Source organism: Streptomyces rapamycinicus NRRL 5491, from assembly GCF_024298965.1.
GTDB classification, from domain to species: domain Bacteria; phylum Actinomycetota; class Actinomycetes; order Streptomycetales; family Streptomycetaceae; genus Streptomyces; species Streptomyces rapamycinicus.
Window position 1 is genome coordinate 10,884,961 of the sequence record NZ_CP085193.1, and the last position, 21,819, is coordinate 10,906,779.

The window sequence follows — 21,819 nt, forward strand, 5'->3', positions numbered from 1 at the left end:
CCCGACGCGAAGGAAGGGCCGACTATCGGGGTGCGTCGTCCGACCGCTGCCGGTCCACGCGCCGGGCGGCCTCCTCGACCCACGGCGGCAGCGGCCGCCGCTGCCACAGCGTGGCCGGCAGCCGGGCGAGCAGACCGCCCAGCGCGGCCCGCGCCACCGGGTCCCGCCCGGCCTCGGTGAGCAGCCCGGCGGTGCGCCGGGCGGCGAGCGGCAGTGGGCGGCGCAGCCAGCAGCCGATCAGCTCGTCGCGCCGTATCAGGGCGGTGCGCTCGTCGTCGCGCGATGCGGGGCCCGGATGGTGGTGGGCGACCACCTCGGGGCAGTACGAGAGGCCCCAGCCCATCGCGGCGAGGTCGTACGCGAGCAGCGTCTCCTCGCCGCCGGAGAGGACCAGCGGATGGAAGCCGCCCACTTCCAGGAAGGCGTCGCGGCGCACCACGGCCCCGCGGGCGAGGAAGCCGAACACCTCGTGGCCGGGAAGGTCCTCGGCCCGGCCGACGGGGGAGGCGGCCAGCGCGGCGTTGAGCGGATCGGGCCGCTCCGCCGGGCCGACCCGTACCTGGGCCGCCAGCAGCCCCAGCCGCGGATGGCCGTTCAGCAGGGTGGCGGCCCGCGCCAGGGCGCCGGGCCGCCACCAGGAGTCGTCATCGCTGAAGGCCACGTAGGGCGTGCCGATGGCGCGTACGCCGTCGTTGCGGGCGAGCGTGCCGCGGTTGGCCCCTTGTGCCAGGACCCGCACCTGGGGAAAGCGCTCGGCGACCATGGCCCGGGTGTGGTCCGTCGAGCCGTTGTCCACGACCACGACCGGTGGCCGCTCCGGCAGGGCGGTGAGGTGTTCCAGGGCGGTGGCGAGTCCTTCGGCGCGGTCTCGGGTGGCGAGGACCACGCCGACGGAGGGGCCTGGTGCGTTCACGGCCACCAGGTACCCCGCGCCCCGGCCGCTATGCGGTGGGCCGATCCGCCCCGCCGGTATGCGATGCTCGCCCGGGCGTCCATATCGGCGCGCCGCCGTTGAGAGTGATCTATGTCATGTTCGACACCGCCGTCCCGCGGGTACGGTGCTGACAGCTATCGCGCAAGAGGAGCGGCTCGTTTGTCCCTGGACCTGTCATCCGTCATAGCGGCGACCACGCATTGGCTGATCAGGGCCTATCCGGCGGCCGACGGCGCGATGAACGCCGCGCTCGCAGAGGCGCAGGCACGACAAGCCGTGACCGTCGCCGCGTGGCTGCGCTACCCGACCACCACCGACGCCGCCCTGGTGACCATGGCCGGACCGGGCGGTTCCTACCGGCTGGACTGGCTCGTGGACGCGGAGCCGTACGAGATCCGCGGCCCCGACGGCGTCTGGCGCACCTGGGTGGACGAGGTCGTGGCGAGCTGGGCGGCGGCCCTGCTCACCTGCTCGACCCTCGCGTCCGAGGCCGTGGCGGCGCTCGCCGACCGTGAGCACGCCGCCGGGTCGCCCAGGGAGTTCCGGCGGCTCACCGAGCCCGACGCCCACGACTGGCAGGCCGCGCCGCTGATGCGCCATCCGGACCTGATGGCGTGCGTCGTGGATCTGCACCGTCCCCAGTTGCTGGAGCGTCTGCGGCTGCTGCGCAGCGACGACCAGACGCCCACCAGCGCGGCTTGACGGCGCCGACCCGCCACGGGGCCGGGCTCACAGCGCCTGGAGGACGCCTTGCGCGTTCACGGCGACGCGCTCGCCGCGGGGGCAGTGGCCACCCAGGTGGACCACGGCCAGATGCACATCCGGGTAGCGCCGGGCGATCTCGTGGATGCCCGGGAACATCAGCGTGCCCCCGGTGATGTGCACCGCAGTCGTGCCGACGAAGAGGAACTCGGCGGCGCCGTCCGGGGGAGGAGGGGCGGAGCGGGAGGAGTGCGGGGAGGGGCGGGAGTCATGTTCCGGGCAGCGCCTCTTGCGGTTCCGTCCGGCCGGGGCTGAACATCGTGGCGGCCGCGCCCTCGTGCAGCGACTTCAGCGTCGCGCGCTGCCGCCGCGCCCGGTTCAGCAGCTCGGTGAGCCGATCGGGGTCCAGCCGGGGATCCTCGCCGGCCGCGGCCAGCAGCGCGTGCCACAGCAGCGCCTTGCCCTCCACTCCGATCCGCAGCGACTCCAGCTCGAGGACCGTGCTGAGCCCCGAGCGGCGCCGCAGCCGGCCGTTGGGCTTCAGCCGCCCGGCCTTCTCGCCGAGCCGGCCCCCGTAGACCTTGTAGCGGCGGACGGGCACCCCGAGGTCGGCCATGACGGTCAGGAGCGCGTCGCGGTCCTCCATGATCTGCGCGGCGACGTCCTCCAGGTCGCCGCCGAAGGGTGACTCCCGGTGCTCGCGGGCGGTCCGGCGGGCCAGCTGCATTCCGGCCGTCGCCCCGGCCAGGTGGTCGTTGAGGTAGATGCCGAGCATGCGGGGGGATGTCGGTGTCCTGGGCTCGCTCATGATCGTCCTTTGCGATTCGGCACGGTCGTACCGGCCCACGCGACCGGTCGTACCGGGCCCATGGGCGTATCGGGCCACGCGACCCACGGAGTGCCCAGCTCCGGCCGCCTCAACCAGCCCCCGCGCTCCCGTCACCCGTCCGGACGGCCGACGGCGCGCGTTCGTTCCGCTTGATGTGGACGATGGTCGCCTCAGGGACGAGCTCCCAGAGGAAGTCCATGCACAGAAGGCTGAACGGTGTCTTCTCGCACCAGGTCGGCTTTCCCGCGTCGGTGGCCGCCCCCCCGAACATCGTGCCGACCGCGCGACGAAGGATCTCGAGCAGTTCGCGCCGATCGCTGAAGTACCTCGGGACCACCCGCCGGTGGCTCCGGGGCTCGAATAAGTCCCGGCACCGCGCCCGCGCAACGGAGATATCTCCGGGCTAGCGTCTTGGCGTGATCGCAGAGAGCATTTCCGTGCTGGTCGACATTCGGAAGTACGACGGCAGCGTGAGCGCGCGGTGGACTGCCACCCGGCTCGGTGAGGACGGGCACGGCGTGTGGCTGAGCACGGCGCAGGGAGTTCCCGTCATTTCGGCCAAGGGCGGCTGGACCAGCCGGTTCGCATACGTGATGTTGGTGCCGCGCGGTGAGTGGTGGACGGCCACGTTCTGTGCGGATCCCGGCCCCGAGATGTACTGCGACGTGTGCACGGTGCCCGAGTGGAACGCGGACGGGACCGCTTTGCGCATGATGGACCTCGATCTCGGTGTCGTGCGGCCGCGCGGGGGCACGGCCCATATCGAGGACGAGGACGAGTTCGCCGAGCACCGAGTGCGCTACGGCTACCCCGACGGCGTCGTGGACAAGGCACGAAAGACCTGCGAGTGGTTGACGGAGGCGGGCCGTCGCGACGGTGACGGCGTGGAACCCTTCGCCTCGGTGTACCGCCACTGGCTCGGTCTCATCAGATAGGCCGCTCGCTCAGGCCCCCACAACCCCGTCCACGCCCTCGCGCAGGAAGTCCGCGTGCCCGTTGTGGCGGCCGTACTCCAGGAGCACATGCACCAGCACCATCCGCAGCGACACCTCCTCGCCCCACCGGGGCTGATGGCCCGCCAGGTCGAGCGAGTCCGCCTCCCGCTCGATCCGGCGGGAGGTCTCGACCTCCGCCTCCCAGGCCGCGAACGCCTCGGCTCCGGTCGCCTCGCTCACGTCGTACGCCGCCTGGAAGTCGATCACCGGTGACCAGACCATCGGCGCGTCGTTGTCCTCGAACACCCTCCGGAACCAGGCCCGTTCGACCTCGGCCAAGTGCCGCACCAGGCCCAGCAGCGTCAGCGTCGAGGGAGGCATCGACCGCTGCCGCAACTCCTCGTCCGTCAGCCCCTCGCACTTCATGGCGAGCGTCGCCCGCTGGTAGTCGAGGAAGGCGCGCAGGGTTTCGCGCTCGTCGCCGAAGTGGGGTGGTTCCGGGCGGCTGTCGGCGGTCATGGTCGTTCGTCCTCCTCGACGGCTGGGCGGGTCCTTGGGCGGCGCTGTCCGGGCTCAGCTGTTCGGCCTCATGGGACCACGGCCGCCGGGACCCGGCCGCACCGGGGGCATGGCCGAAACGCCGAGAAGGGCTTCCCGGCCCGGGGCCGCCCAGGGCCGGGGCCGCCCCGGGCCGGGGGAGGTGGTCAGTCCTCGTCCTCCTCGTCCTCGAAGGCGTCGCCGATCTCGTCGACGACCTCCGCGGCGACCATCCCGCCGACGACGCCGACCGCGACACCCGCCGCGACGCCTCCGACGACCGCCGCGGTGCTCGGGCCGGAGCGCCGCCCGCCGTCGTGGTGGTGGTCCGCGTGCCCGTGGCCGTGACCGTGCCCGTCGTGCTCACCGTGGCCGTAAGAGCCGTGGGCGCCGTACGAGTCCTGGGCGCCGTACGAGCCATGGGAGCCGTAAGAGCCATAGGCGGCGCGCCGCTCGGCGAGCCGGCCGATCCAGGCGTCGACCTCGGCGTTCCAGTCGCGGTGCTCGACGCCCTCATGGCCGACGGTGAAGAGCGTGAGGGCGTCCTCCCCCGAGGAGAAGAGCCCGCCGCGCTTGTCGGCCTCCAGGACGACGTCCATGCCGCCCGGGTTCGCCAGGAACGTCACCTCCAGCTCGTTGATGGCGTGGGCGTACTGGGGAGCCGGGGTGAGCTCGATCTCCTGGTAGAACGGCAGCCGCTGCCCGGTGCCGCCCACATGCCCCAGCTCCAGGTCGGCGGACTTGAAGCCGAAGCCGAGCTGCCCCAGCGCCTCCAGAATGGCCTCCTGGACCGGCAGCGGGGCCACGGTCAGCTGGTCGAGGTCGCCCTTGTCCTTCGCGCCCGCGACCTCCAGCCCGGTGCGGACGCCGAGGATGATGCCCAGCGGCTGCCCGTACAACTCGGTGATCGGCGTCTCCCAGGGGAGGTGGGCGGTGAACGGGAGGCCGCGGTGCTCGCCCTCGGCGAGCCGGAAGCCGCCGCCGACGGTGAAGCGGTCGAAGAGGACGACCCCTTCCCGCTCCTCGTCGCCGTGTTCGTCCTCCACCCGGGCCACGAGCTCCAGCGTGATCTGCTCGATCTCGAAGTCCGCCGTGCCGCCACGGAGATGGACCTGACCGGTCAGCGGCCCGCCGGGGCGTACCGGGCCGGGGTCCAGCACCGTGTCCACGGTGGGCCCGCCGACACCGAGCGAGCCGAGCAGTCGTTTGAACACCATGGGGGCGTCCACTCCTTCAATGTGCGTACTGTCGCGTGTGCGTAGGGGTGTGGGGGGTTACGGGCGCGTGCGGCGGCGGATGACCGCGGAGGACGGCGGCCGGGCGGCGTCGGGCCGTGCGCCGTGGAACGTTCGCGGCCGGTGGCACGTTCACCGTGTGTCCTCCCTCCGTGCTTCTACATGCGTGTAGAAGCATAGGGGTGTGTGCCGCGCCGAGACGGCCCATCCCGGCGCGTTGGTGGCGGAAGTCCGAAAATGATCACTCGTGGGGCCGTGCCGAGTGCCCTTCGGGCGAGGCGGCGACGCGCAGGGTGCCCGCCACCGTGTCCGCGAAGGCCCGGGCCAGCGGCGGGAGCGCGTCCCAGCGGCGCGCGGCCCAGCCGACCGGCAGCGGCGGCAGCGCGGGGATCGGGACGAGCCGCAGCGGCCCGTCGTCCCCGGGTACCGGCAGCCCCGGCAGGGCGGGCACCACGGCACGTCCCAGGCCGAGTTCGGCCAGCAGCAGGGCCGTGTCCCAGTCGGCGACGCCGGTGTCGGAACCGGCCCGTACGCCCAGCTCGGCCAGGGCCGCGTGGAGCTGCCCGCCGGAGGTGGAGTTCGGCGGCAGCCGTACGAGGGGGATTTCGGCGAGGTCGGACACCTCCACCCGCGAGCGGGCCGCGAGCGGATCCCCGGCCCGCATGGCGAGTACCCACGGCAGTTCGGCCACCGGCCGCTGCTCGACACCGCGCACCGTCCCGCCGAGCGTGATCCAGGCCAGGTCCAGATTGCCGGCGATGAGGGCGCCGAGGCAGCCCCGGCTCGAACTCTCGGTCTGGAACTCCAGGTTCACCTTCGGATAGCGGCGTCGGAACGAGACGATCGCCTCGGCCATGAAGTGCCGCACGGTGGTGCTGCCGGTGGTGACCCGCACCGAACCGCTCTCCCCGTGCACCAGGTCCCCCAGGCGCCGCAGCGCCAGATCGAGCCCGGCGATCCCGTCGGCGGCGGCCTCGCGCAGGATGCGTCCCGCCGGGGTGGGCACGACGCCGCGCGCCTGGCGCTCCAGCAGGCTGACGCCGGTCTCGCGTTCCAGCCGCTTCACCCGCTGGCTCACCGCCGACTGTGTGCAGGTCAGCTCCCGGGCCACGGCGCTGAGGCTGCCGGCCCGGCACACGGCCACGAACACCCGCAGATCGTCCAGAGTCATAACCCCCAAGGTAGAGCTTGGAGTTGGCGAGCAATTCCCAGGATTGACTGGGGTGGCCGGTGGTCGCGACGATCGTCGCAGGGCTCAGGCGGCAACCCGTACGGCGCTCGCACGAGGATCCGGACCGGGTGGGGGCGCGGTGCGGGTGCCGACCTGCCAAGCACCGAAAGGACACGACTGTGGCTGCCGCTCCCCCTCCTGCCGCCGCCGACCGGGCCGTCACCCTCCTGCGCCGACTCGGCGCCGCGCGTATCGCCCACCCCGGCGGCAGCACCCTCCTCGCCCACCTCCAGCGCGTACGCGCCCGGCTCGCCGCCTGGGGAGCCCGCCCCGAGCTCCAACTCGCCGGGCTGTGCCACGCGTTCTACGGAACCGATGGCTTCCCGGTCACCCTGCTGCCCCTCGGCCGCCGCGGCGAACTCGTGGCGGTGATCGGCGCGGAGGCCGAGGCCATCGTGTACCTCTACGCGAGCTGCGACCGTAAGGCCACCTGCCCGGCGCTCGGCGACACCGACGCGGTCTTCCACGACCGCTTCACCGGCCGTGCGCACACCCCCGGACCCCGGCTGCTCCGGGACTTCGCCGAACTGTCGGCCGCCAATGAGCTCGACCTCGCCCGTCTCGACCCCGCCCTGCGGGAGCGGCGCGGCCCCGAACTCCTCGCCCTGTTCACCCGCTGCCGCCCGCTGCTCAGCCGCCCGGCCTGGCTGGACGGCCATGCGATCCTCGCGCCTTCCCCGCTCGCACGCGACTGAAGTGCCTGCTCAGCGGCGCGGCCCGCGGGCGCGGGTGTGATATCGCCGGGAGCGCGGGACCGCAAAACGGCGCGCCGAACCGTTCACCTTTTCGGCTCGTTCTCGTCGTCGGCGCGTACCGGGCGGGATTTTGTGATCACGAATTGCCGGAAGCGTTCGCGCACGGTAATGGCTTGGTCAACTTCATGGAGAGGGTGAAACGATCTAGGAATTCCCCGTGAAGGAGATGACCGGATCAATGTCTTGACCGGAATCATGCCGAGCGCGGAAACTCAAATCGCACTCACGCATCAGGAGCCGCAAGCGACGTTCCGAACCCTGCGATACCGGTTTCGCGGGGGGCGTGCGACCGGGGGAAGTACCAGGAGAAAATGTGTGCGCGGCGGAAAATCCGCGCGCGTGATCTTCACTTCCCCTCCTCATCTCTTGATGCGCTGAAGAGAATGGAGGGGGAATGCCGACGCCCGCGGGCTATCCCGGTGTCTACATCGAAGAGCTTCCCAGCAGCGTCCGTACCATCGCCTCGGTCACCACCTCGGTGACCGCCTTCGTGGGCCACACCCGGCGGGGCCCGCTGAACACCCCGGTCCGCATCACCAGCTTCGCCGACTTCGAGCGCCGTTTCGGGGGCCTCACCTCGCAGAGCGCGGTCGGCTACGCGGTGCACCAGTTCTTCGGCAACGGCGGCGCCGTGGCGGTCGTCGTCCGCGTGACCAAGGCCGGGACCGGCAAGGCCGCTTGCGTCACCCTCGAATCCACCGAGGGCCACAGCGAATGCCCCGTGCTGGAGGTGCACGCCAAGGAGCCCGGCCACTGGGGCTCGGGCCTGCGGCTGGCCGTCGACTACGACACCCCGTGCCCGGAGGAGACCTTCAACCTCCATGTGCTCGACGCCCGGGGCACCTCCCGCGAGTCCTTCGCCAACCTGTCCATGGACCCCGCCCACGGCCGCCACGCCGAGACCGTGATCAACGCCGGGTCGGCGCTGATCCGGGTCAAGGTGGTCGGCGAGGGCCGGCCGGACCCCTCCGGCACGGTCTCCAAGCCGTTCGCGGAGGAACTCCCCGATCTCGAGGTCGAGCTGACGGTCAAGATCGGCGAGGTGGAGCGCGCCTTCATCCTCTACGACCCGGACTGCGACGGCGAGGCCCCGTGCGACGTCACCGAGCTGGCCCTGCTCCTGGAGCGCAAGCTGCGCGCGCTGCCCGACGCCCCCGGCAAGCACGCCTTCGCGGGCACCGAGGTCACCGCGTTCGGCCGCCGCCTCCAGGTCGTCGCCGGCTCCATCGACCCCGACGACGTGGTGCGCTTCCTGGGCGAATGCGCCAATGACCTGGGCCTGGAGGCATCGGTCAACCCGCCCGTCTTCCCGCTGTCCGGCGGCGAGGACGGCGCCCCGCCCGGCCCCCGCGACCTCATCGGCGGCGAGGCGGACAAGACCGGCCTCCAGGCGCTGCGCGACATCGAGGACGTCAACCTGCTGTCGCTGCCCGAGCTCGCCGGATACGAGTCCGTGGGCGACATGGTCACCGTGCTGTCGGCGGCCGACCGGCTGTGCCGGGAGCGGCGGATCTTCCTGCTGGTCGACGCGCCCTCCGCCTGGGGCAGCGTGGACGCGGCCCGCGCCGGGATCGGCGCCTTCGAGCCGGTCCGCAGCGACCACGCCGCGCTGTACTTCCCGCAACTGCGGCTCACCGACCCGCTCACCGGGCGGCTGCGCGCCTTCCCGCCCTCCGGGGCGCTCGCGGGCGTCATGGCCCGTACGGACGGCGAGCGCGGCGTGTGGAAGGCACCGGCCGGGACCGAGGCCCGGCTGGCCGGGGTGTACTCGCTCGCCGTCCAGCTGACCGACCGCGAGAACGGGCTGCTCAACCCGCTGGGCATCAACTGCCTGCGCACATTCCCGGTGGTGGGCCCGCTGGTCTGGGGCGCCCGCACGCTGCGCGGCGCCGACGCGCAGAGCAGCGAATGGAAGTACGTGCCGGTGCGGCGGCTGGCGCTGCATATCGAGGAGAGCCTGCGCCGCGGACTGCAATGGGTCGTTTTCGAGCCCAATACTGAGCAGTTGTGGCAGCAGATCCGGCTGAACGCTTCCGGCTATCTCCACACGCTGTTCGAGAAGGGCGCGTTCAAGGGCGGCACTCCGCGGCAGGCGTACTTCGTCAAGTGCGACAAGGACACCACGACGGACGAGGACATCGCAGGCGGCATCGTGAATGTCGTGGTCGGTATTGCGCCGGTCAAGCCCGCGGAGTTCGTGATCGTCAAGATCCAGCAGATGGCCGGACAGTTCGAGATTTAGGAATGTGATGGCTGAGTTCCAGGTCAACGCCCATCGCTTCGACCCGTACAAGAACTTCAAGTTTCTGGTCCTCTGGGACGGTCGTACGGTCGCTGGCATCAGCAAGATCAGTCCGCTCAAGCGCACCACCGAGGTCGTCAAACACCGCAACGGCGGCGACCCCAGCTCACCCCGCAAGTCCCCGGGCCGGTCCGAGTTCGAGGGGATCACCCTGGAGCGCGGCGTCACCCACGACCCCGAGTTCGACCGCTGGGCCAACAAGGTCTGGCAGGTCGGCGCGGGGCTCGGCGCCGAGGTCTCGCTCGCCGACTTCCGCAAGGACATCGTCATCCAGGTCCTCAACGAGGCGGGCCAGGTGGCCGTCTCGCACAAGCTCTACCGGACCTGGCCGAGCGAGTACCAGGTGCTCGGCGAGCTGGACGCCAACGCCAACGCGGTCGCGATCCAGAGCCTGAAGCTGGAGTGCGAGGGCTGGGAGCGGGACTACGAGGTGCCGGAGCCGGAGGAGCCCTCGTTCACGCATCCCGCGTAGGCGGGGGACGGCGGCGGTCATCGGGACGGCGGCGGTCATCGGGACGGCGGCCGTCATCGGGGCGGCGGCGGTCATCGGGACGCGACGGCGGCAGGTCACGGGTACGGGGAACGGCACGGTACGGGGAGCGGACGGCCTGAGAGATGGGGAACACGGGGCCCGCGGAGCTGCTGGCCATCTGGGAGGCGGGGCTGGCGCACCACGGCCCCGGCCGAGCCCTGCTGCTGCACCGGGCGGCCCGCCCGGAGTCCGCGGCGGACGAACTGCTGTCGCTCCCGCTGGGCGAGCGCGAGGCGGATCTGTACGCCCTGCGGCGCGCGCTCTTCGGCGAGCGGATGCAGATCCGGGCCGAGTGCGGTGCGTGCGGCGAGGCCATGGAGTTCGACCTCGACGCACGCGACCTGGGCGTGCGCCCGGGGGAGCAGGACGGACCGCTCCGGGTGGAGGAGGGCGAGTGGACGGTCGAGTTGCGGCTGCCCACCGTCGCCGACGTGGAGGCCGCCGCGCGGGCGGCGGCCGAAGCGGGCGGGCCCTTTGGCGGGAACGGGAACGTGACCTCGGACCCGGCCTCGGACTCGTACGGCGGCGAGGCCGAGCGAGAGCCCACCGCCGCCGCCCGCGCCCGCCGGGCCCTGCTCGCCCGCTGCATCGTCTCCGTGCACCGTTCGGGGCGGCCCATAACCGCCGATCGCCTCCCCGCGGCCGAACTGCCGGAGCCGGTGCAGCGGCGCCTCGCCGAGGCCGCCGAACGCGCCGACCCCGCGGCCGATGTGACGCTCAACGTCGCCTGCCCCGAATGCGGCGAAGCCACCCCGGCCGAGCTGGATATCGCCTCCTACCTCTGGGCCGAACTCGACCACTGGGCCCGCGACCTGCTCCTCGATGTCCACCTGCTCGCCACCGCATACGGCTGGAGCGAGCCTCAGATCCTGGCGCTCAGTCCGCTGCGGCGCCGTTACTACCTGGAGCTGTGCGCAGATGGCTGACTACTTCGACCGGCTGCTCGCGCGGCACGCCCCCGCCCCTGTCCCCGTACCCGGGCCCGCGGCGGGCGGCGGCGTCGGCGAAAGCCCGGTCCGGGTACGGCCGCGGCTGCCCGGCCCGTACGAGCGGATCGAGGCGCTGCGGGGGGAACCGCCACTGCCGGATGAGCCCACGCCTGTACGGATGTCCCCGCCCCCGGCAACCGACCGCTACCAGGAGGTGGTCCGGCACGACCGCGAGGTCAGGACCGACCGGCACACCGTCGTACGCGCCGAGCCCACACCGTACGAGGACGTGGCGCGGCACGCCGAACCCCCCGCCCCGGCACCGATGTTGCTCCCCAGCGCACAGATCACCGCCAGACCGCACCCGGCCGCACCCGACACCTTGGCCACCCGGCGGGGCGTCACGGCGTCCCCGGCATCCGACACCACACCGGCCGCCGCCGGGCCCTCGCCCGGCTTGCCGTCCGCGGACGTGTGGTCCGCGGTGGCCGCCGCGCCGCTGCCGCCCCGCGCGGCCGGCCCCGCCCCGGGCCGCGAGGCCGCGCGGCTCCCCGTCGGGCGGCGCCGCGCCCGGTCCGCCCAGCGCACGGTGCACGTCCAGATCGGGCGGCTGGAGGTCACCGCCGCCGCCCCGCCCGGCGCCGACCGCACCGCGGGCGCCCGCGCCGGAACGACGGGACGGCGCGCGCCGGCGCTGAGCCTGGAGGACTACCTGGCACGCGGCGAGAGGAGGGACTGACACCATGAGCAACGGACTCGCCTTCGCGACCGTCACCCAGGCCCTCGCGCTGCTGATCGCGAACAATCTGCGGCCCGAGATCGACATCGCGGTCACGGTGGACACCCGGAGGCCCCCGGCGGAGCCGCCCACCGAACCGACCATCAACATCTTCCTCTACCAGGTCACCCCGAACGCCTCGCTGCGCGCCACCGACCTGCCCACCCGCGCCTCGGACGGCACCCTGCTCAAGCGACCGGCCGCGGCCATGGACCTGCACTACCTGATCAGCGCGTACGGCGAGGAGTCCGAACTGGTCGGGCAACGCCTGATCGGCACCGTGGTACGCATCCTGCACGAGATCCCGACGCTGCCGAAGGACGTGATCGAGGAGGCCGCCCGGCGCTCTTACCTGACGGGCAGCGACCTGGCCGATGCGATGCAGCGGGTGCGCTTCACCCCGACACAGATGGACGTGGACGAGACCTCAAAGCTCTGGGGGATGCTCTACCAGACCCCGTATGTGCTGTCGGTCTGCTACCAGGGCTCGTTGGTCCTGATCGAGGGGCGCGAGCGCCCGGTCCCGGCGAAGCCGGTGGAACGGCCCACGGTGCGGGTGCTGCCCTTCGGCGCACCGGGAGCACCGGAGCCACCCACCCTGCCGGGTGCGGAGCGACCCGAGGAACCCGCCGGGACGGAGGCGTCGACGGAGGCGTCGGCGCAGGCCGAGGCCCCGTCGCCCCCGCAGCCCGCCAAGAAGCGCCCCGCCGCCGCGAAGACGGCCGCGGCCAAGACCGCCAAAGCCGCCAAAGCCGCCAAGACCGCCAAGGCGGCCGCCACCAAATCGGCCGCGGCCAAGACCACGAAGTCCGCCGCCGCCAAGACCGCCGCCTCGCCCGCCCGTACACGCAAGTCCACGCCCCGGCGCCGCGGCGGCCGGTCCGAGGACACGGAGAGCTGAGGCACACGGTGGGGGAGAAGGGGGCGGACGACACCATGGGCACGAGAGACGGCCGCGCATCGGCGGCCGACGAGGCCAGTGCGAGCGCGGACGCCATCGCGGCCGAGGACGGGCAGGCCCTGGCCGCCGCGGTCCAGGCCGTACTGGCCCGCATCGACGCCCACGCCCGCCGCGCCACCGCCAACGGCTCCCGGCCCGGCGCCTCCGCACCCCGCGATACCGCCACCGTCGACGCGCCCAGCGCCCCCGCCACCGATGCCCAACCGCCCCCCACGCAAGACCACGGGCAACACCACACCACCGCACACGCGCACCCCGCCCCGAAGGAGATCCCCGGCCCCGCCACGCTCGACGCGCTTGTGGCCTGTTTCGGCCTCAGCGCCTTCGAGCGCCAGCTCGTTCTGCTGGCGGCGGCCGCCGAGCTGGACCCCACCGCCGCCGCGCGGTGCGCCGCCGCCAGCGGCGATCCGGCCCGCGCGTACCCCACCTTCTCGCTCGCCCTCGCCGCGCTCGACGAGCCGCACTGGAGCGCGCTCACCCCCGTGTCGCCGCTCCGCCGCTGGCGGCTCATGGACCTCGACGACGAGACCCGGCTCACCACTTCACGCCTCCGCATCGACGAGCGCATCCTGCACTTCCTGGCCGGATCGCCCTACCTCGACGCCCGGCTGCACGGACTGCTGCGCCGCGCCCAGCCCCCGCGGACCCTGCCCCCCTCGTACGACCGGGCCGCGGACCAGGTGGCCGCGGGCTGGAACGAGTCCCGTCCGGAGGCCCCGCTGCGCGTGGAACTCGTCGGCGGAGACCTGACCACCCGTACCGACATCGCCGCCGCGGCCGCCCACCGCACGGGACTCGCGCTGTACGTCATGGCCTCGGACGACGTCCCCACCGACGCGGCCGAACGCGACCGCCTCGCCCGGCTCTGGCAGCGCGAGGCCGTGCTGCTGCCCGCGGCGCTCCTGCTGGAGGCCGGTGAGACGGACCGGGAGCAGACCGCCGCCACGGACGCGTTCATCGATGCCGCCGCCGTACCCCTCGTCGTCTCCAGCGAGGACCCGCGCCGGACCGGCCGCCCTCGTGGCGAGCGGGTCGCCGTGCCCGGGCTGGACGACAGCGAACAACTCGCCCTCTGGGCGGAGGCCTTCGCCGACATCCCGCGGATCGAGGAGGCCCATCTGCGGTCGCTGGTCGCCCAGTTCCAGCTGCCGCCGCACATCATCCGCTCCGCGGCCGCCGCCGTACGCCGTGACCTCCCCGACGCCGACATGGACGCGCTGGACCCCACCGAACTCGCCTGGCGCGCCGGGCTCATCGAGGCCCGCATCGGCCTGGACGAGCTGGGCCGCCGGATCGAACCCGAGGCCGCCTGGGACGACCTGGTGCTCGCCGACCACCAGGCGCGGATCCTGCGCGAGGTCGTCGCCCACGTACGGCAGCGCGCCACCGTCCACCAGGAGTGGGGCTTCGCCGCGACACTCCGCCGCGGCCTGGGCGTCACCGCCCTCTTCGCGGGCGGCTCCGGCACCGGCAAGACCCTCGCCGCCGAGGTGATGGCCAAGGAGCTGGGCCTGGACCTCTTCATCATCGACCTCTCCCAGGTGGTCAGCAAATACATCGGCGAGACCGAGAAGAACCTGCGCAAGGTCTTCGACGCCGCCGAGCGCGGTGGCGCACTGCTGCTCTTCGACGAGGCCGACGCGCTGTTCGGCAAGCGCAGTGAGGTCAAGGACAGCCACGACCGGTACGCCAACCTGGAGGTCAGCTATCTGCTGATGCGCATGGAGGCGTACCGGGGCCTGGCCATCCTCACCACCAACATGAAGAAGGCCCTCGACCCGGCCTTCATGCGCCGGATCCGCTTCGTCGTGGACTTCCCCTTCCCCGGCGAGAGCGAGCGCGCCGAGATCTGGCGCCGGGTGCTCCCCGCCCGGGCGCCGACGAAGGACATCGACCCCGAACGCCTCGCCCAACTCACCGTGGCAGGCGGCTCGATCCGCAACATCGCGCTCTCCGGGGCCTTCCTCGCCGCCGAGGAGGGCGACCGACTCCAGATGCGTCACATGCTGGCGGCGGCGCGCACCGAGTACCAGAAGCTGGACCGTTCGCTCACACCCTCGGAGGTCACCGGATGGGTCTGAACGAACGGATGGGCCTGAACGGCCCGACGAGCCCGAGCGACGGGATGGGTCCGAGCGACCGGATGGCTCCGAGCGAGCAGCCGAGCGCCATCCACGTCGACATCGGCGAACTGGCGCTGTCCGGCTTCGGCGCCGGGCTCGACCCGGAGCGGGTCTCGGCGGCGTTCCAGGCCGAGCTGGCCCGGCTGGTGCGGGAGCGCGGCGTACCGCTGGCGGCGACCGGGGAGGGCGCGGCCATCGAGGCCCTGTCCGGCCTGCCCCCGCTGCCCGCCACCACCTCCCCGGCCCGGCTGGGCGAGGCCCTGGCCCGGGCCGTGCACGCGGGCCTGTCCGGAAGGGGGCGGGAGGGCACATGAGCAACACACCGTCCACCACCCAGGACGACCGCGCGTCCCAGTCCGCCAAGCGCCGCAAGCGCAAGGAGCGGACCGGCAAGGCCCGTACGCCCGAACCCAAGGACATCGTCAGCGGCGCCGGACAGCCCCTCGATCCGAGCGTCCGGCGCGACCTCGAAGAGCAACTCGGCCACGACCTCGGCCAGGTCCGCCTGCACACCGACCGCGACGCGGGCCACCTCACCGAACTGCTGGGCGCGGACGCGGTGGCGGTCGGACAGGACATCTTCTTCCGCGAGAACGCCTATCGCCCCGGCACGGCGGAGGGACGCCGCCTCCTCGCCCATGAACTGCTCCACACCGTCCAGAACCCCCACGGCCTCGGCACCCTGCGCGCGGGCCGCGACCTGGGCGCGGTGAGCCTGCCCCAGGACGCGATGGAGCGCGCGGCGGAGGGCACGGCGCGGGAGCTGGCACGCGGCGGGCAGCCGGACACCGAGACGGAGCCGCAGCCGTCCGCGACCCCGGGCTGGCTCCGCTACGCCACGGTCGACGCCGACCGCAACCGCATGGAGAAGCTCGACCCGGCGACCCTGGTCGACCGCCTCGCCAACAGCGTCGTCCGCTCCCTGCGCGGCGACCCCGAGGACCGCTCCAAGCGCACCCGTATGCAATTGGCGCGGATGCCGGACGAGGTGCAGGACGCCGTCCTCGACCGGCTGGAGGCCAGGCTCCTCAGCTCGGAGCACGAGCGGGTGCTCGACTTCGTCGACGAGATCGAGGCGGACGACAACCTGGAGCGGGAGTCGCCGGCCGCCCCGGACGTCGAGCCGGACCCGGTCGAGGACTTGCTGTTCGAGCGCGAGACGCGGCGGCGGAGGGCGGAGGAGCGCCGCGAGGAGGAGCAGCGCCCGGCGGCCGCACCGGGTCCGGAGAAGGACGAGCCCGCGGGTGAGGACGCGCCGGGCAGTACGCCGCGGAACGGCGGGGGCGCGGCCGAGAAGGAGGGCCGGGGCGGGAGCCAGGAGCAGCGGCCGGGCGCCGACGCGGGACAACGCGAGGGCGGAAGCCCTTCGTCGGGTGGGAAGTCCGGCGGTTCGGCCTCGGCGGCCGCCCAGTCCGGGGGCGGGCAGCAGGGCGGCGAGAAGAAGGCCGAAGGCTCCGAGCAGGGCAAGGAAGGCAAGGAGGGGGAGGGGAAGGAAGGGCAGGAGCAGCAGGGCGTCGCGACGCCGAGCAAGGAGGAGTCGGCGGCCAAGAACCGCCCGGGCGCGGTCGATTCGCTGGTGGCGGGTCAGCAGCTGAAGCAGCAGGACAAGCGTGGAACGGACAAGCCCACCGGTTCGCCGACGGTGTCCGGCAAGGACACCCAGTCGCCCGGCGCGTTCTCCACGCTCGAAGGCGTACGCGCCCAGGATCTCGACGGTCCGGAGGAGCGGGCCGAGGAGGATCCGTTCGGTTCCGGCAGCGAGTCGGAGGTCGAGGTCGGGGGCGCGGAGGAGAGCGCCTGGGACACCAAGCTACAGCCGGAGGACTTCCTGCCGCAGCAGGACCTCGACGTGTCCGGCGTACCGACCGCGGACACGCTCGACCCCGCCTCGTCCGCCGACGCCCCCGTCCCGTCCTTCCCCGCCCCTCCGCCGACCAAGGCCGACAAGGTGCAGGCCGAGCGGGACGCGGAGGACGCCGAGGACGAGGCGGAGGACGCCGAACCCGCGGAGGACGCCGCCGACGTCGAGCCGTCGGTTGAGGCGGACGAAGGCGCGGCGGCGACAGGCGACGGGCTCGGCGGCCTCGCCCTGGAGCAGGCCGCCGAGAGCCGACCGGGACCGGCCGCGACACGCGACCCGAAGAGCGGCGCCGACCCCAAGGACGGGCCCGTCGTCGCGCAGACGACGGTGCAGGAGGCCGCGGGCAGGTCCGAGGACGGCAGCGAAGCCACGGAACAGGCCGCGAAGGAGGAGAAGGGCACACCTGCGGCGGGTGACGCGCCGGGCGGCGCGCAGGAGAAGGCGTCCCAGCAGGCGGTGGGCGGTCAGGCGGCGCAGGAGCCCGGGGCCAGGGCGGAGCAGAAGAAGGCGGACGCGGAGCCGGCGGCGGCCCAGAGCGAACCCACGGCGGACGCCAAGTCCCCCTCACCCGCGCGGGATACCCAGGTCACGGGCGGATCCAACGCGGATACGCCCGGCGGGGCGAGCAGCGGGGCGCAGAGCGAGCAGGGCGCGCCGGCGGAGCGTACGGAGACCCCGGCGGCGGAACCGGCGCCGTCCGCGCCGGAACCGAAGAAGTCCGCCGAGCCCGAGCGGACCGCCCAGCCCGCGGCCGCGGCCGCGTCCGCGAAGGAGACACCGGCGCCCAAGGCCGCATCGGGCGCGAAGGCCGCGGCGCCCAAGTCGGCACCGTCCGCCAAGACATCAGGCGGCGGTGGTGGCGGCTCCCGAGCCGGTGGCGGGGGAGGCGGTGGTGGCGGCAAGGCATCCGCCCCGGCCAAGAGCAAGAAGAAGGACTCCGGACCGGCCCCGAACCTCTCCCAAGTGTCCCCGGAAGCGGGCCTGTCCACCGCCTCGAAGCTCAAGCCCCATGTGGCGCTGCAGGCCATGACGGGCGTGAGCGGCTCCGTCAATCGCACCGTCGGCGACGAACACAAGGCGCTCGCCGCCGCCCCGCCCTCGATGCAGCGCCCGGCGGGTGCCCCGCAGACTCTCCAGGGCAAGCCGAAGACCGACGCCCCGGCCCAGTACTCGCAGGATCCGGCCCAGAAGTCCGAGGCGCCGGAGAAGGAGGACGCCAGGGTCGAGGGCGCCAAGGAGCCCGAGGGCCAGATCGAGGCGGAGAAGGCCGAGGAGCCCGGCGGCTGGGACACCTTCAAGATGGCCCTGGGCTTCATCGGGGGCAAGATCGTGAACGGGGTCGCGAGTCTCTTCGGCGCCGACAAGCCCGTAGTGGACCCGCAGGCGCTGGCCGCGAAGTTCGCCGGGCTGCCGACCAAGGACGAAGCGCTCAAGCAGGCCCAGGCGGGCAACGCGCCGGGCGTGCAGATGCAGGGGTCCGCCGACCAGACGGCCGGTGAGCAGGGCTCGGCCGTCGACACCAAGGGCCAGGAAACCGTCGCGACGGGCCGCGACGACGCGGGCCGGGGGATGGGCGAGGATCAGGTCTACCCCAACGCTCCCAAGGAGCAGATGTCCGCCAAGGTCCCCGGGCAGCAGGGCGGCGCGGGCGGCGGTGCGCCCGGGGGCGGCGCGACGACGGGGGCCGTGCCTCCCGAGGCCGCGTCGGAAGTGGCCGAGCACGAACGCGGACCGCAGTTCCAGGCGGCGTTCACCGACGGCCACAAGAGCATGTCCGAGGGGCGGCAGACCAAGGACCGCGACTTCCGGGACGGTCAGCAGCAGCACAAGCGGCAGGTCGACGCAGAGGTCACGGCCAATACGAAGAGCCAGGCGAGCGAGCGCGAAAAGGCGATGACGGAGGTCACCGCCAAGCGTCAGGACTGGCGTACGGAGCAGGACAAGGAGCTTCGGTCACTCGGCGACAAGAAGACCGACCGCCACGAGAAGATCCGCAAGGACGTCAAGGACAAGGAAGAGCAGACCGACAAGGACGTCGACAAGGAGAAGGACGACAGCGACAAGAAGATCCAGGACAAGGGCGACCAGGCCGAACACGATGCCGAGAAGAAGCGCGACGACAGCGTCGAGGAATCGGGCAACTGGGTCAGCAGGGCCTTTGACTGGATCAAGGACAAGGTCATCGAGATCAAGAACGCGATCGTCCGCGTCATCAGGGAGGCGCGGGACGCGGTCGTCGGGTTCATCAAGAACTTCAAGGAGACCGTCGAGCGCTGGATCAACGACGCCCGTAAGGCGATCGTCGACGCGATCAAGAACTTCATCAATGACCTGATCGAGTTCGCCAAGGCGATGGTGCGGGCCGTCATCGACCTGGCCAAACGCATCCGGAACTTCATCACGGGCCTGATCAACGCCGCGATCGCCCTCGTCAACAAGCTCGCCACGATGCTCAAGCAGGCCATCACCGACCTGCTGAACGCCCTCGGCAAGCTGCTGAGCAGCATCCTTGACGTCCTGAAGAAGATGCTGCTGGACGTCGTCAAGGCCGTCGTGGACGCGGTCAAGCAGGTCCTGGACTTCGCCTCCAAACTGCTGGGCGCGCTCGGCGACTTCATGCTCATCGCGGTGGACTTCCTCTCCGACCCCGGCGGCTGGCTGAGCGGAGCGAAGAACTCGGCGGTGGACGGTGCGAAGAACCACCTCTTCCGCGAGGTGAAGTCGGCCGTCAAGGAGTGGTTCCAGTCCAAGATCCAGGAGATTATCGGCGTCCCCAAGGCCATCCTGGACAAGCTGTTCAAGGGCGGCTTCACGCTGGAGCAGATCGTCAAGGAGACGTGGGACGCGATCGTCCCCCAACTCCCCTTCATCATCGGCGAGATCGTCATCACGAAGGTCATCGCCAAGCTGATCCCGGGAGCGGGCTGGGTGATGGCCGTCATCGACGCCATCCGCACGGCCATCGGCGCGCTCGGCGCGATCCTGCGCGCGATGGGCGCGGTCCTCGACTGGCTGAAGCTCGTCCGCATGGGCGGCGCGGGCCTCCTCTTCGCGAAGGCCGTCGCGGCGGGCATCGTGGCACTCCTCGAACTGGCCTACCAGGCGCTGCTGTCGGGGATCGGCAAGTACGTGGCGAAGGTGGGCCGGCGCTTCAAGGCCATCGCGGCGAAGCTGGGCCAGGGCAAGGGTGGCAAGGGCGGCGCGGGCGGGAAGAGCGGCGCGGACGGGGAGGGTTCGGACGGCCGGGGCGGCAAGCCGGGCACTGAAGAGAAACCGCAGGAGCCGACCGCCGCACCGAAAACAACGACGCGCCCGACGCCAACCACCTCGAAGCCGAAGCCGGGCGCCGAACCGACGCCCAAGAAACCCACAACGCAGCCGCAGACCAAACCAACGAAGGCGGACACCCCCGGCAGGCCCAAGCCCGGCCCCGCCGACACCAAGCGGCCCACCGGCGCCAACGACAAGAACGGCCGCCCGAAGACCGAGGAAGACGAAAGGCCCGACACCCGCCCAACCCCAACGCCCAAGCCCAAGCCCAAGCCGGAACCCCCGGCGAAGCCCAAGCCCGAGCCGCAGCCCAAGCCCAGCCCGAAGGACGGCAAAACCCCGGGCACCCCCAAGGACGACAAGGGCCCCGAGAACAGGCCGAAGAACGACGACAAGCCCTCAACCAAGGACCCCAAGGACCAGGACCCCACCAAGCCCAAGCCCGACAGGGACGACCCGAAGAAGCCCAAGCCCGACAAGGACGGCGACAAGCCAGGCCCCCGAAAGCCCAAGCCCGACAAGGACGGCCCCGGCAGGCGCCCGAACAAGAAGGGCCCCGACAAGCGCAAGCCTCACCCCGACAAGAGCGGTCCCGGCCGACCGAAGACCAAGTCGCAGAAGGAACGGCGGAAGAAGGACGAGAAGTCCAAGGAGTCGAAGGACGCTCGACTACGCAAGATCGTCGCACGGATCCGGCCCAAGCTGAATTCCATGCTCGACAAGGGAACGCCCCGCCCCGTGATGCGTGCGGCGATCGCAGGCATGCGGCTCTGGTACCGGCTCACCGGGCTGTCGATCCAGGGCGGCGAATCCTTCGGCATCGAAGCCTGGCTGAACCCCCGGGACCTTTTCCTTAAGGGTCTGAAAGTCACCATCCCGCAAGGCGAAGTTCTGGCCTTCGCTCGAAAATTGGCACTGGACCTTGAAAGCGATCCGGAAATCGTTGCCGCAAGGAACAAGAACCTTGAGTCCCGAGATGCGAAGGGGAGGTCACCGCGGAAACGCGAGAAAGGGCCCACCCCACTTCCTGTGCGAACCGGTGCCGCACGGCAACATGGTCCGCTCGCCCCTGGTAAGAAAGAATTTTGGGAGACCCCGAACGGCGTTGTGACAAGGACCCAAAAAGGAGAGTTGGCTGCATACAAATACGTCAGCAAGGGCGGCTCCTACAACACGCAGACCGATTTTCGGGGCAATATCACAACAGGAATCGCAGACGACCTGAAGCAGCGTAGACTTGAACCGCAGTTCGCCGAGTTCCTATTGAACAGGTTCACCGGCCGTGACACGGGCGAGGTGCCCGAGGAGATTGGTTTTACCGCCCCTGCGTTCACCATCGACCAGCAGGAGACCGAACGCGACCCCATCGCCATGGTCACCAACCTCATGATGGCCCAGCGGCTTGACAATGCGAGAGAATGGGAGATGCACGGGATCGGCCCGCAGAACTACAAGGGAATATTACTGTCCACACCTGCGGCCTTCCGCGGGTCGGAAAGAGCTGGCACTGCGCTCAATGACGCGATAGCTTCGAACCGATCTTTTGAGGAGCTGTACGAGGAGCGCCAACTGCAGCGCGACCTGGAACTCAGTATCCTGAAAAGGGACGAGGACCCGTCCCAGACGGATCCTTCGCTCGCCGCCACCCGCGAAGAGTCGGACAGAAAATACGACGCGCGCAAGAGGGGGATTGATAGTGCACCCAAGCTGGCGAAGCGGCACATACAGCAAATTTCGGCCTGGATCAGAGAGTTCGGGATTGAGGACGAGATCCGCAAACATATCCCCGCCGAGGGATTCGACACCAAAGAGGAACGCGCGGAATCCATCAAGAAGAAACTCTTTGAGATCATTACGAAGAAGGTCCGGGAAGCATATCTGAGCTCCTTGCGCTGACACCGAGGA

Annotated in this window: 18 protein-coding genes; 11 read left to right on the plus strand and 7 right to left on the minus strand. The window is 71.6% G+C overall.

All coding sequences use genetic code 11. The features are described 5' to 3' along the window. Positions 1 to 22: 22 nt before the first annotated feature. Positions 23 to 913 (minus strand): glycosyltransferase family 2 protein, encoded by an 891-nt coding sequence (locus tag LIV37_RS45335; protein WP_243146542.1) that lies wholly within the window; start codon positions 911 to 913, stop codon positions 23 to 25. A 180-nt stretch (positions 914 to 1,093) separates the two neighbouring features. On the opposite strand from LIV37_RS45335, the gene LIV37_RS45340 reads away from it, so the two are divergent. Then, positions 1,094 to 1,636 (plus strand): hypothetical protein, encoded by a 543-nt coding sequence (locus LIV37_RS45340; protein ID WP_020873797.1) that lies wholly within the window; start codon positions 1,094 to 1,096, stop codon positions 1,634 to 1,636. 27 nt (positions 1,637 to 1,663) lie between these two features. Here LIV37_RS45340 and LIV37_RS45345 read toward each other — a convergent pair whose 3' ends face one another. From LIV37_RS45345 to LIV37_RS52795, 3 genes are all read right to left on the minus strand, one after another. Next, positions 1,664 to 1,819: a hypothetical protein gene (locus LIV37_RS45345; RefSeq protein ID WP_020873798.1), complete on the minus strand. Its 156-nt coding sequence runs from the start codon at positions 1,817 to 1,819 to the stop codon at positions 1,664 to 1,666. 85 nt (positions 1,820 to 1,904) lie between these two features. Continuing rightward, positions 1,905 to 2,444: a hypothetical protein gene (locus LIV37_RS45350; RefSeq protein WP_121826606.1), complete on the minus strand. Its 540-nt coding sequence runs from the start codon at positions 2,442 to 2,444 to the stop codon at positions 1,905 to 1,907. A 109-nt stretch (positions 2,445 to 2,553) separates the two neighbouring features. Then, positions 2,554 to 2,802, minus strand: a complete 249-nt coding sequence (locus LIV37_RS52795; protein ID WP_020873800.1) for a sulfotransferase — start codon at positions 2,800 to 2,802, stop codon at positions 2,554 to 2,556. A 79-nt stretch (positions 2,803 to 2,881) separates the two neighbouring features. Between LIV37_RS52795 and LIV37_RS45355 the strand changes: the two genes are divergently transcribed. Then, a complete protein-coding gene (locus LIV37_RS45355; RefSeq protein WP_020873801.1) occupies positions 2,882 to 3,400 on the plus strand; it encodes a ribonuclease FAU-1 family protein in 519 nt (172 codons plus the stop codon). A 9-nt stretch (positions 3,401 to 3,409) separates the two neighbouring features. Here LIV37_RS45355 and LIV37_RS45360 read toward each other — a convergent pair whose 3' ends face one another. From LIV37_RS45360 to LIV37_RS45370, 3 genes are all read right to left on the minus strand, one after another. Beyond that, the gene (locus LIV37_RS45360) at positions 3,410 to 3,919 is read right to left on the minus strand and encodes a DinB family protein (RefSeq protein WP_020873802.1); all 510 of its coding nucleotides are present in this window, start codon (positions 3,917 to 3,919) and stop codon (positions 3,410 to 3,412) included. Positions 3,920 to 4,104: 185 nt separating this feature from the next. Further along, positions 4,105 to 5,154: a sporulation protein gene (locus tag LIV37_RS45365; protein WP_020873803.1), complete on the minus strand. Its 1,050-nt coding sequence runs from the start codon at positions 5,152 to 5,154 to the stop codon at positions 4,105 to 4,107. 259 nt (positions 5,155 to 5,413) lie between these two features. Then, on the minus strand, positions 5,414 to 6,343 hold the full coding sequence (locus LIV37_RS45370) for a LysR family transcriptional regulator (RefSeq protein WP_020873804.1): 930 nt from the start codon (positions 6,341 to 6,343) through the stop codon (positions 5,414 to 5,416). 179 nt (positions 6,344 to 6,522) lie between these two features. Between LIV37_RS45370 and LIV37_RS45375 the strand changes: the two genes are divergently transcribed. The 9 genes from LIV37_RS45375 (at position 6,523) to LIV37_RS45415 (ending at position 21,810) form a co-directional block, all read left to right on the plus strand. Further along, a complete protein-coding gene (locus tag LIV37_RS45375) occupies positions 6,523 to 7,098 on the plus strand; it encodes a DUF6817 domain-containing protein (RefSeq protein ID WP_020873805.1) in 576 nt (191 codons plus the stop codon). A 454-nt stretch (positions 7,099 to 7,552) separates the two neighbouring features. Then, complete coding sequence (locus LIV37_RS45380) at positions 7,553 to 9,400, plus strand: phage tail sheath family protein (protein WP_020873806.1); 1,848 nt, start codon at positions 7,553 to 7,555, stop codon at positions 9,398 to 9,400. A gap of 7 nt (positions 9,401 to 9,407) precedes the next feature. Beyond that, positions 9,408 to 9,932 (plus strand): phage tail protein, encoded by a 525-nt coding sequence (locus LIV37_RS45385; RefSeq protein WP_014058531.1) that lies wholly within the window; start codon positions 9,408 to 9,410, stop codon positions 9,930 to 9,932. A gap of 143 nt (positions 9,933 to 10,075) precedes the next feature. After that, the gene (locus LIV37_RS45390; protein WP_020873807.1) at positions 10,076 to 10,918 is read left to right on the plus strand and encodes a T4 family baseplate hub assembly chaperone; all 843 of its coding nucleotides are present in this window, start codon (positions 10,076 to 10,078) and stop codon (positions 10,916 to 10,918) included. Next, positions 10,911 to 11,660 (plus strand): hypothetical protein, encoded by a 750-nt coding sequence (locus LIV37_RS45395; RefSeq protein WP_121826604.1) that lies wholly within the window; start codon positions 10,911 to 10,913, stop codon positions 11,658 to 11,660. Before LIV37_RS45390 ends, LIV37_RS45395 begins: the two co-directional genes overlap by 8 nt. Positions 11,661 to 11,664: 4 nt before the next feature. Continuing rightward, complete coding sequence (locus LIV37_RS45400) at positions 11,665 to 12,600, plus strand: Pvc16 family protein (RefSeq protein ID WP_020873808.1); 936 nt, start codon at positions 11,665 to 11,667, stop codon at positions 12,598 to 12,600. A 35-nt stretch (positions 12,601 to 12,635) separates the two neighbouring features. Then, on the plus strand, positions 12,636 to 14,741 hold the full coding sequence (locus LIV37_RS45405; RefSeq protein WP_167525947.1) for an ATP-binding protein: 2,106 nt from the start codon (positions 12,636 to 12,638) through the stop codon (positions 14,739 to 14,741). After that, positions 14,732 to 15,097, plus strand: coding sequence for a hypothetical protein (locus LIV37_RS45410; protein WP_020873810.1), 366 nt, complete (start codon positions 14,732 to 14,734; stop codon positions 15,095 to 15,097). The genes LIV37_RS45405 and LIV37_RS45410 overlap by 10 nt, the downstream gene beginning before the upstream one ends. Further along, positions 15,094 to 21,810 (plus strand): eCIS core domain-containing protein, encoded by a 6,717-nt coding sequence (locus LIV37_RS45415; RefSeq protein ID WP_243146541.1) that lies wholly within the window; start codon positions 15,094 to 15,096, stop codon positions 21,808 to 21,810. Before LIV37_RS45410 ends, LIV37_RS45415 begins: the two co-directional genes overlap by 4 nt. Positions 21,811 to 21,819 lie beyond the last annotated feature (9 nt).

What these genes read in the sequence shown, in the direction of transcription:
- LIV37_RS45350 (WP_121826606.1), bottom strand. Translation starts at nt 2,444, where the DNA reads ATGAGCGAGCCCAGGACACCGACATCCCCCCGCATGCTCGGCATCTAC.
- LIV37_RS45360 (WP_020873802.1), bottom strand. Translation starts at nt 3,919, where the DNA reads ATGACCGCCGACAGCCGCCCGGAACCACCCCACTTCGGCGACGAGCGC.
- LIV37_RS45365 (WP_020873803.1), bottom strand. Translation starts at nt 5,154, where the DNA reads ATGGTGTTCAAACGACTGCTCGGCTCGCTCGGTGTCGGCGGGCCCACC.
- LIV37_RS45370 (WP_020873804.1), bottom strand. Translation starts at nt 6,343, where the DNA reads ATGACTCTGGACGATCTGCGGGTGTTCGTGGCCGTGTGCCGGGCCGGC.
- LIV37_RS45380 (WP_020873806.1), top strand. Translation starts at nt 7,553, where the DNA reads ATGCCGACGCCCGCGGGCTATCCCGGTGTCTACATCGAAGAGCTTCCC.
- LIV37_RS45385 (WP_014058531.1), top strand. Translation starts at nt 9,408, where the DNA reads ATGGCTGAGTTCCAGGTCAACGCCCATCGCTTCGACCCGTACAAGAAC.
- LIV37_RS45390 (WP_020873807.1), top strand. Translation starts at nt 10,076, where the DNA reads ATGGGGAACACGGGGCCCGCGGAGCTGCTGGCCATCTGGGAGGCGGGG.
- LIV37_RS45395 (WP_121826604.1), top strand. Translation starts at nt 10,911, where the DNA reads ATGGCTGACTACTTCGACCGGCTGCTCGCGCGGCACGCCCCCGCCCCT.
- LIV37_RS45400 (WP_020873808.1), top strand. Translation starts at nt 11,665, where the DNA reads ATGAGCAACGGACTCGCCTTCGCGACCGTCACCCAGGCCCTCGCGCTG.
- LIV37_RS45405 (WP_167525947.1), top strand. Translation starts at nt 12,636, where the DNA reads ATGGGCACGAGAGACGGCCGCGCATCGGCGGCCGACGAGGCCAGTGCG.
- LIV37_RS45410 (WP_020873810.1), top strand. Translation starts at nt 14,732, where the DNA reads ATGGGTCTGAACGAACGGATGGGCCTGAACGGCCCGACGAGCCCGAGC.
- LIV37_RS45415 (WP_243146541.1), top strand. Translation starts at nt 15,094, where the DNA reads ATGAGCAACACACCGTCCACCACCCAGGACGACCGCGCGTCCCAGTCC.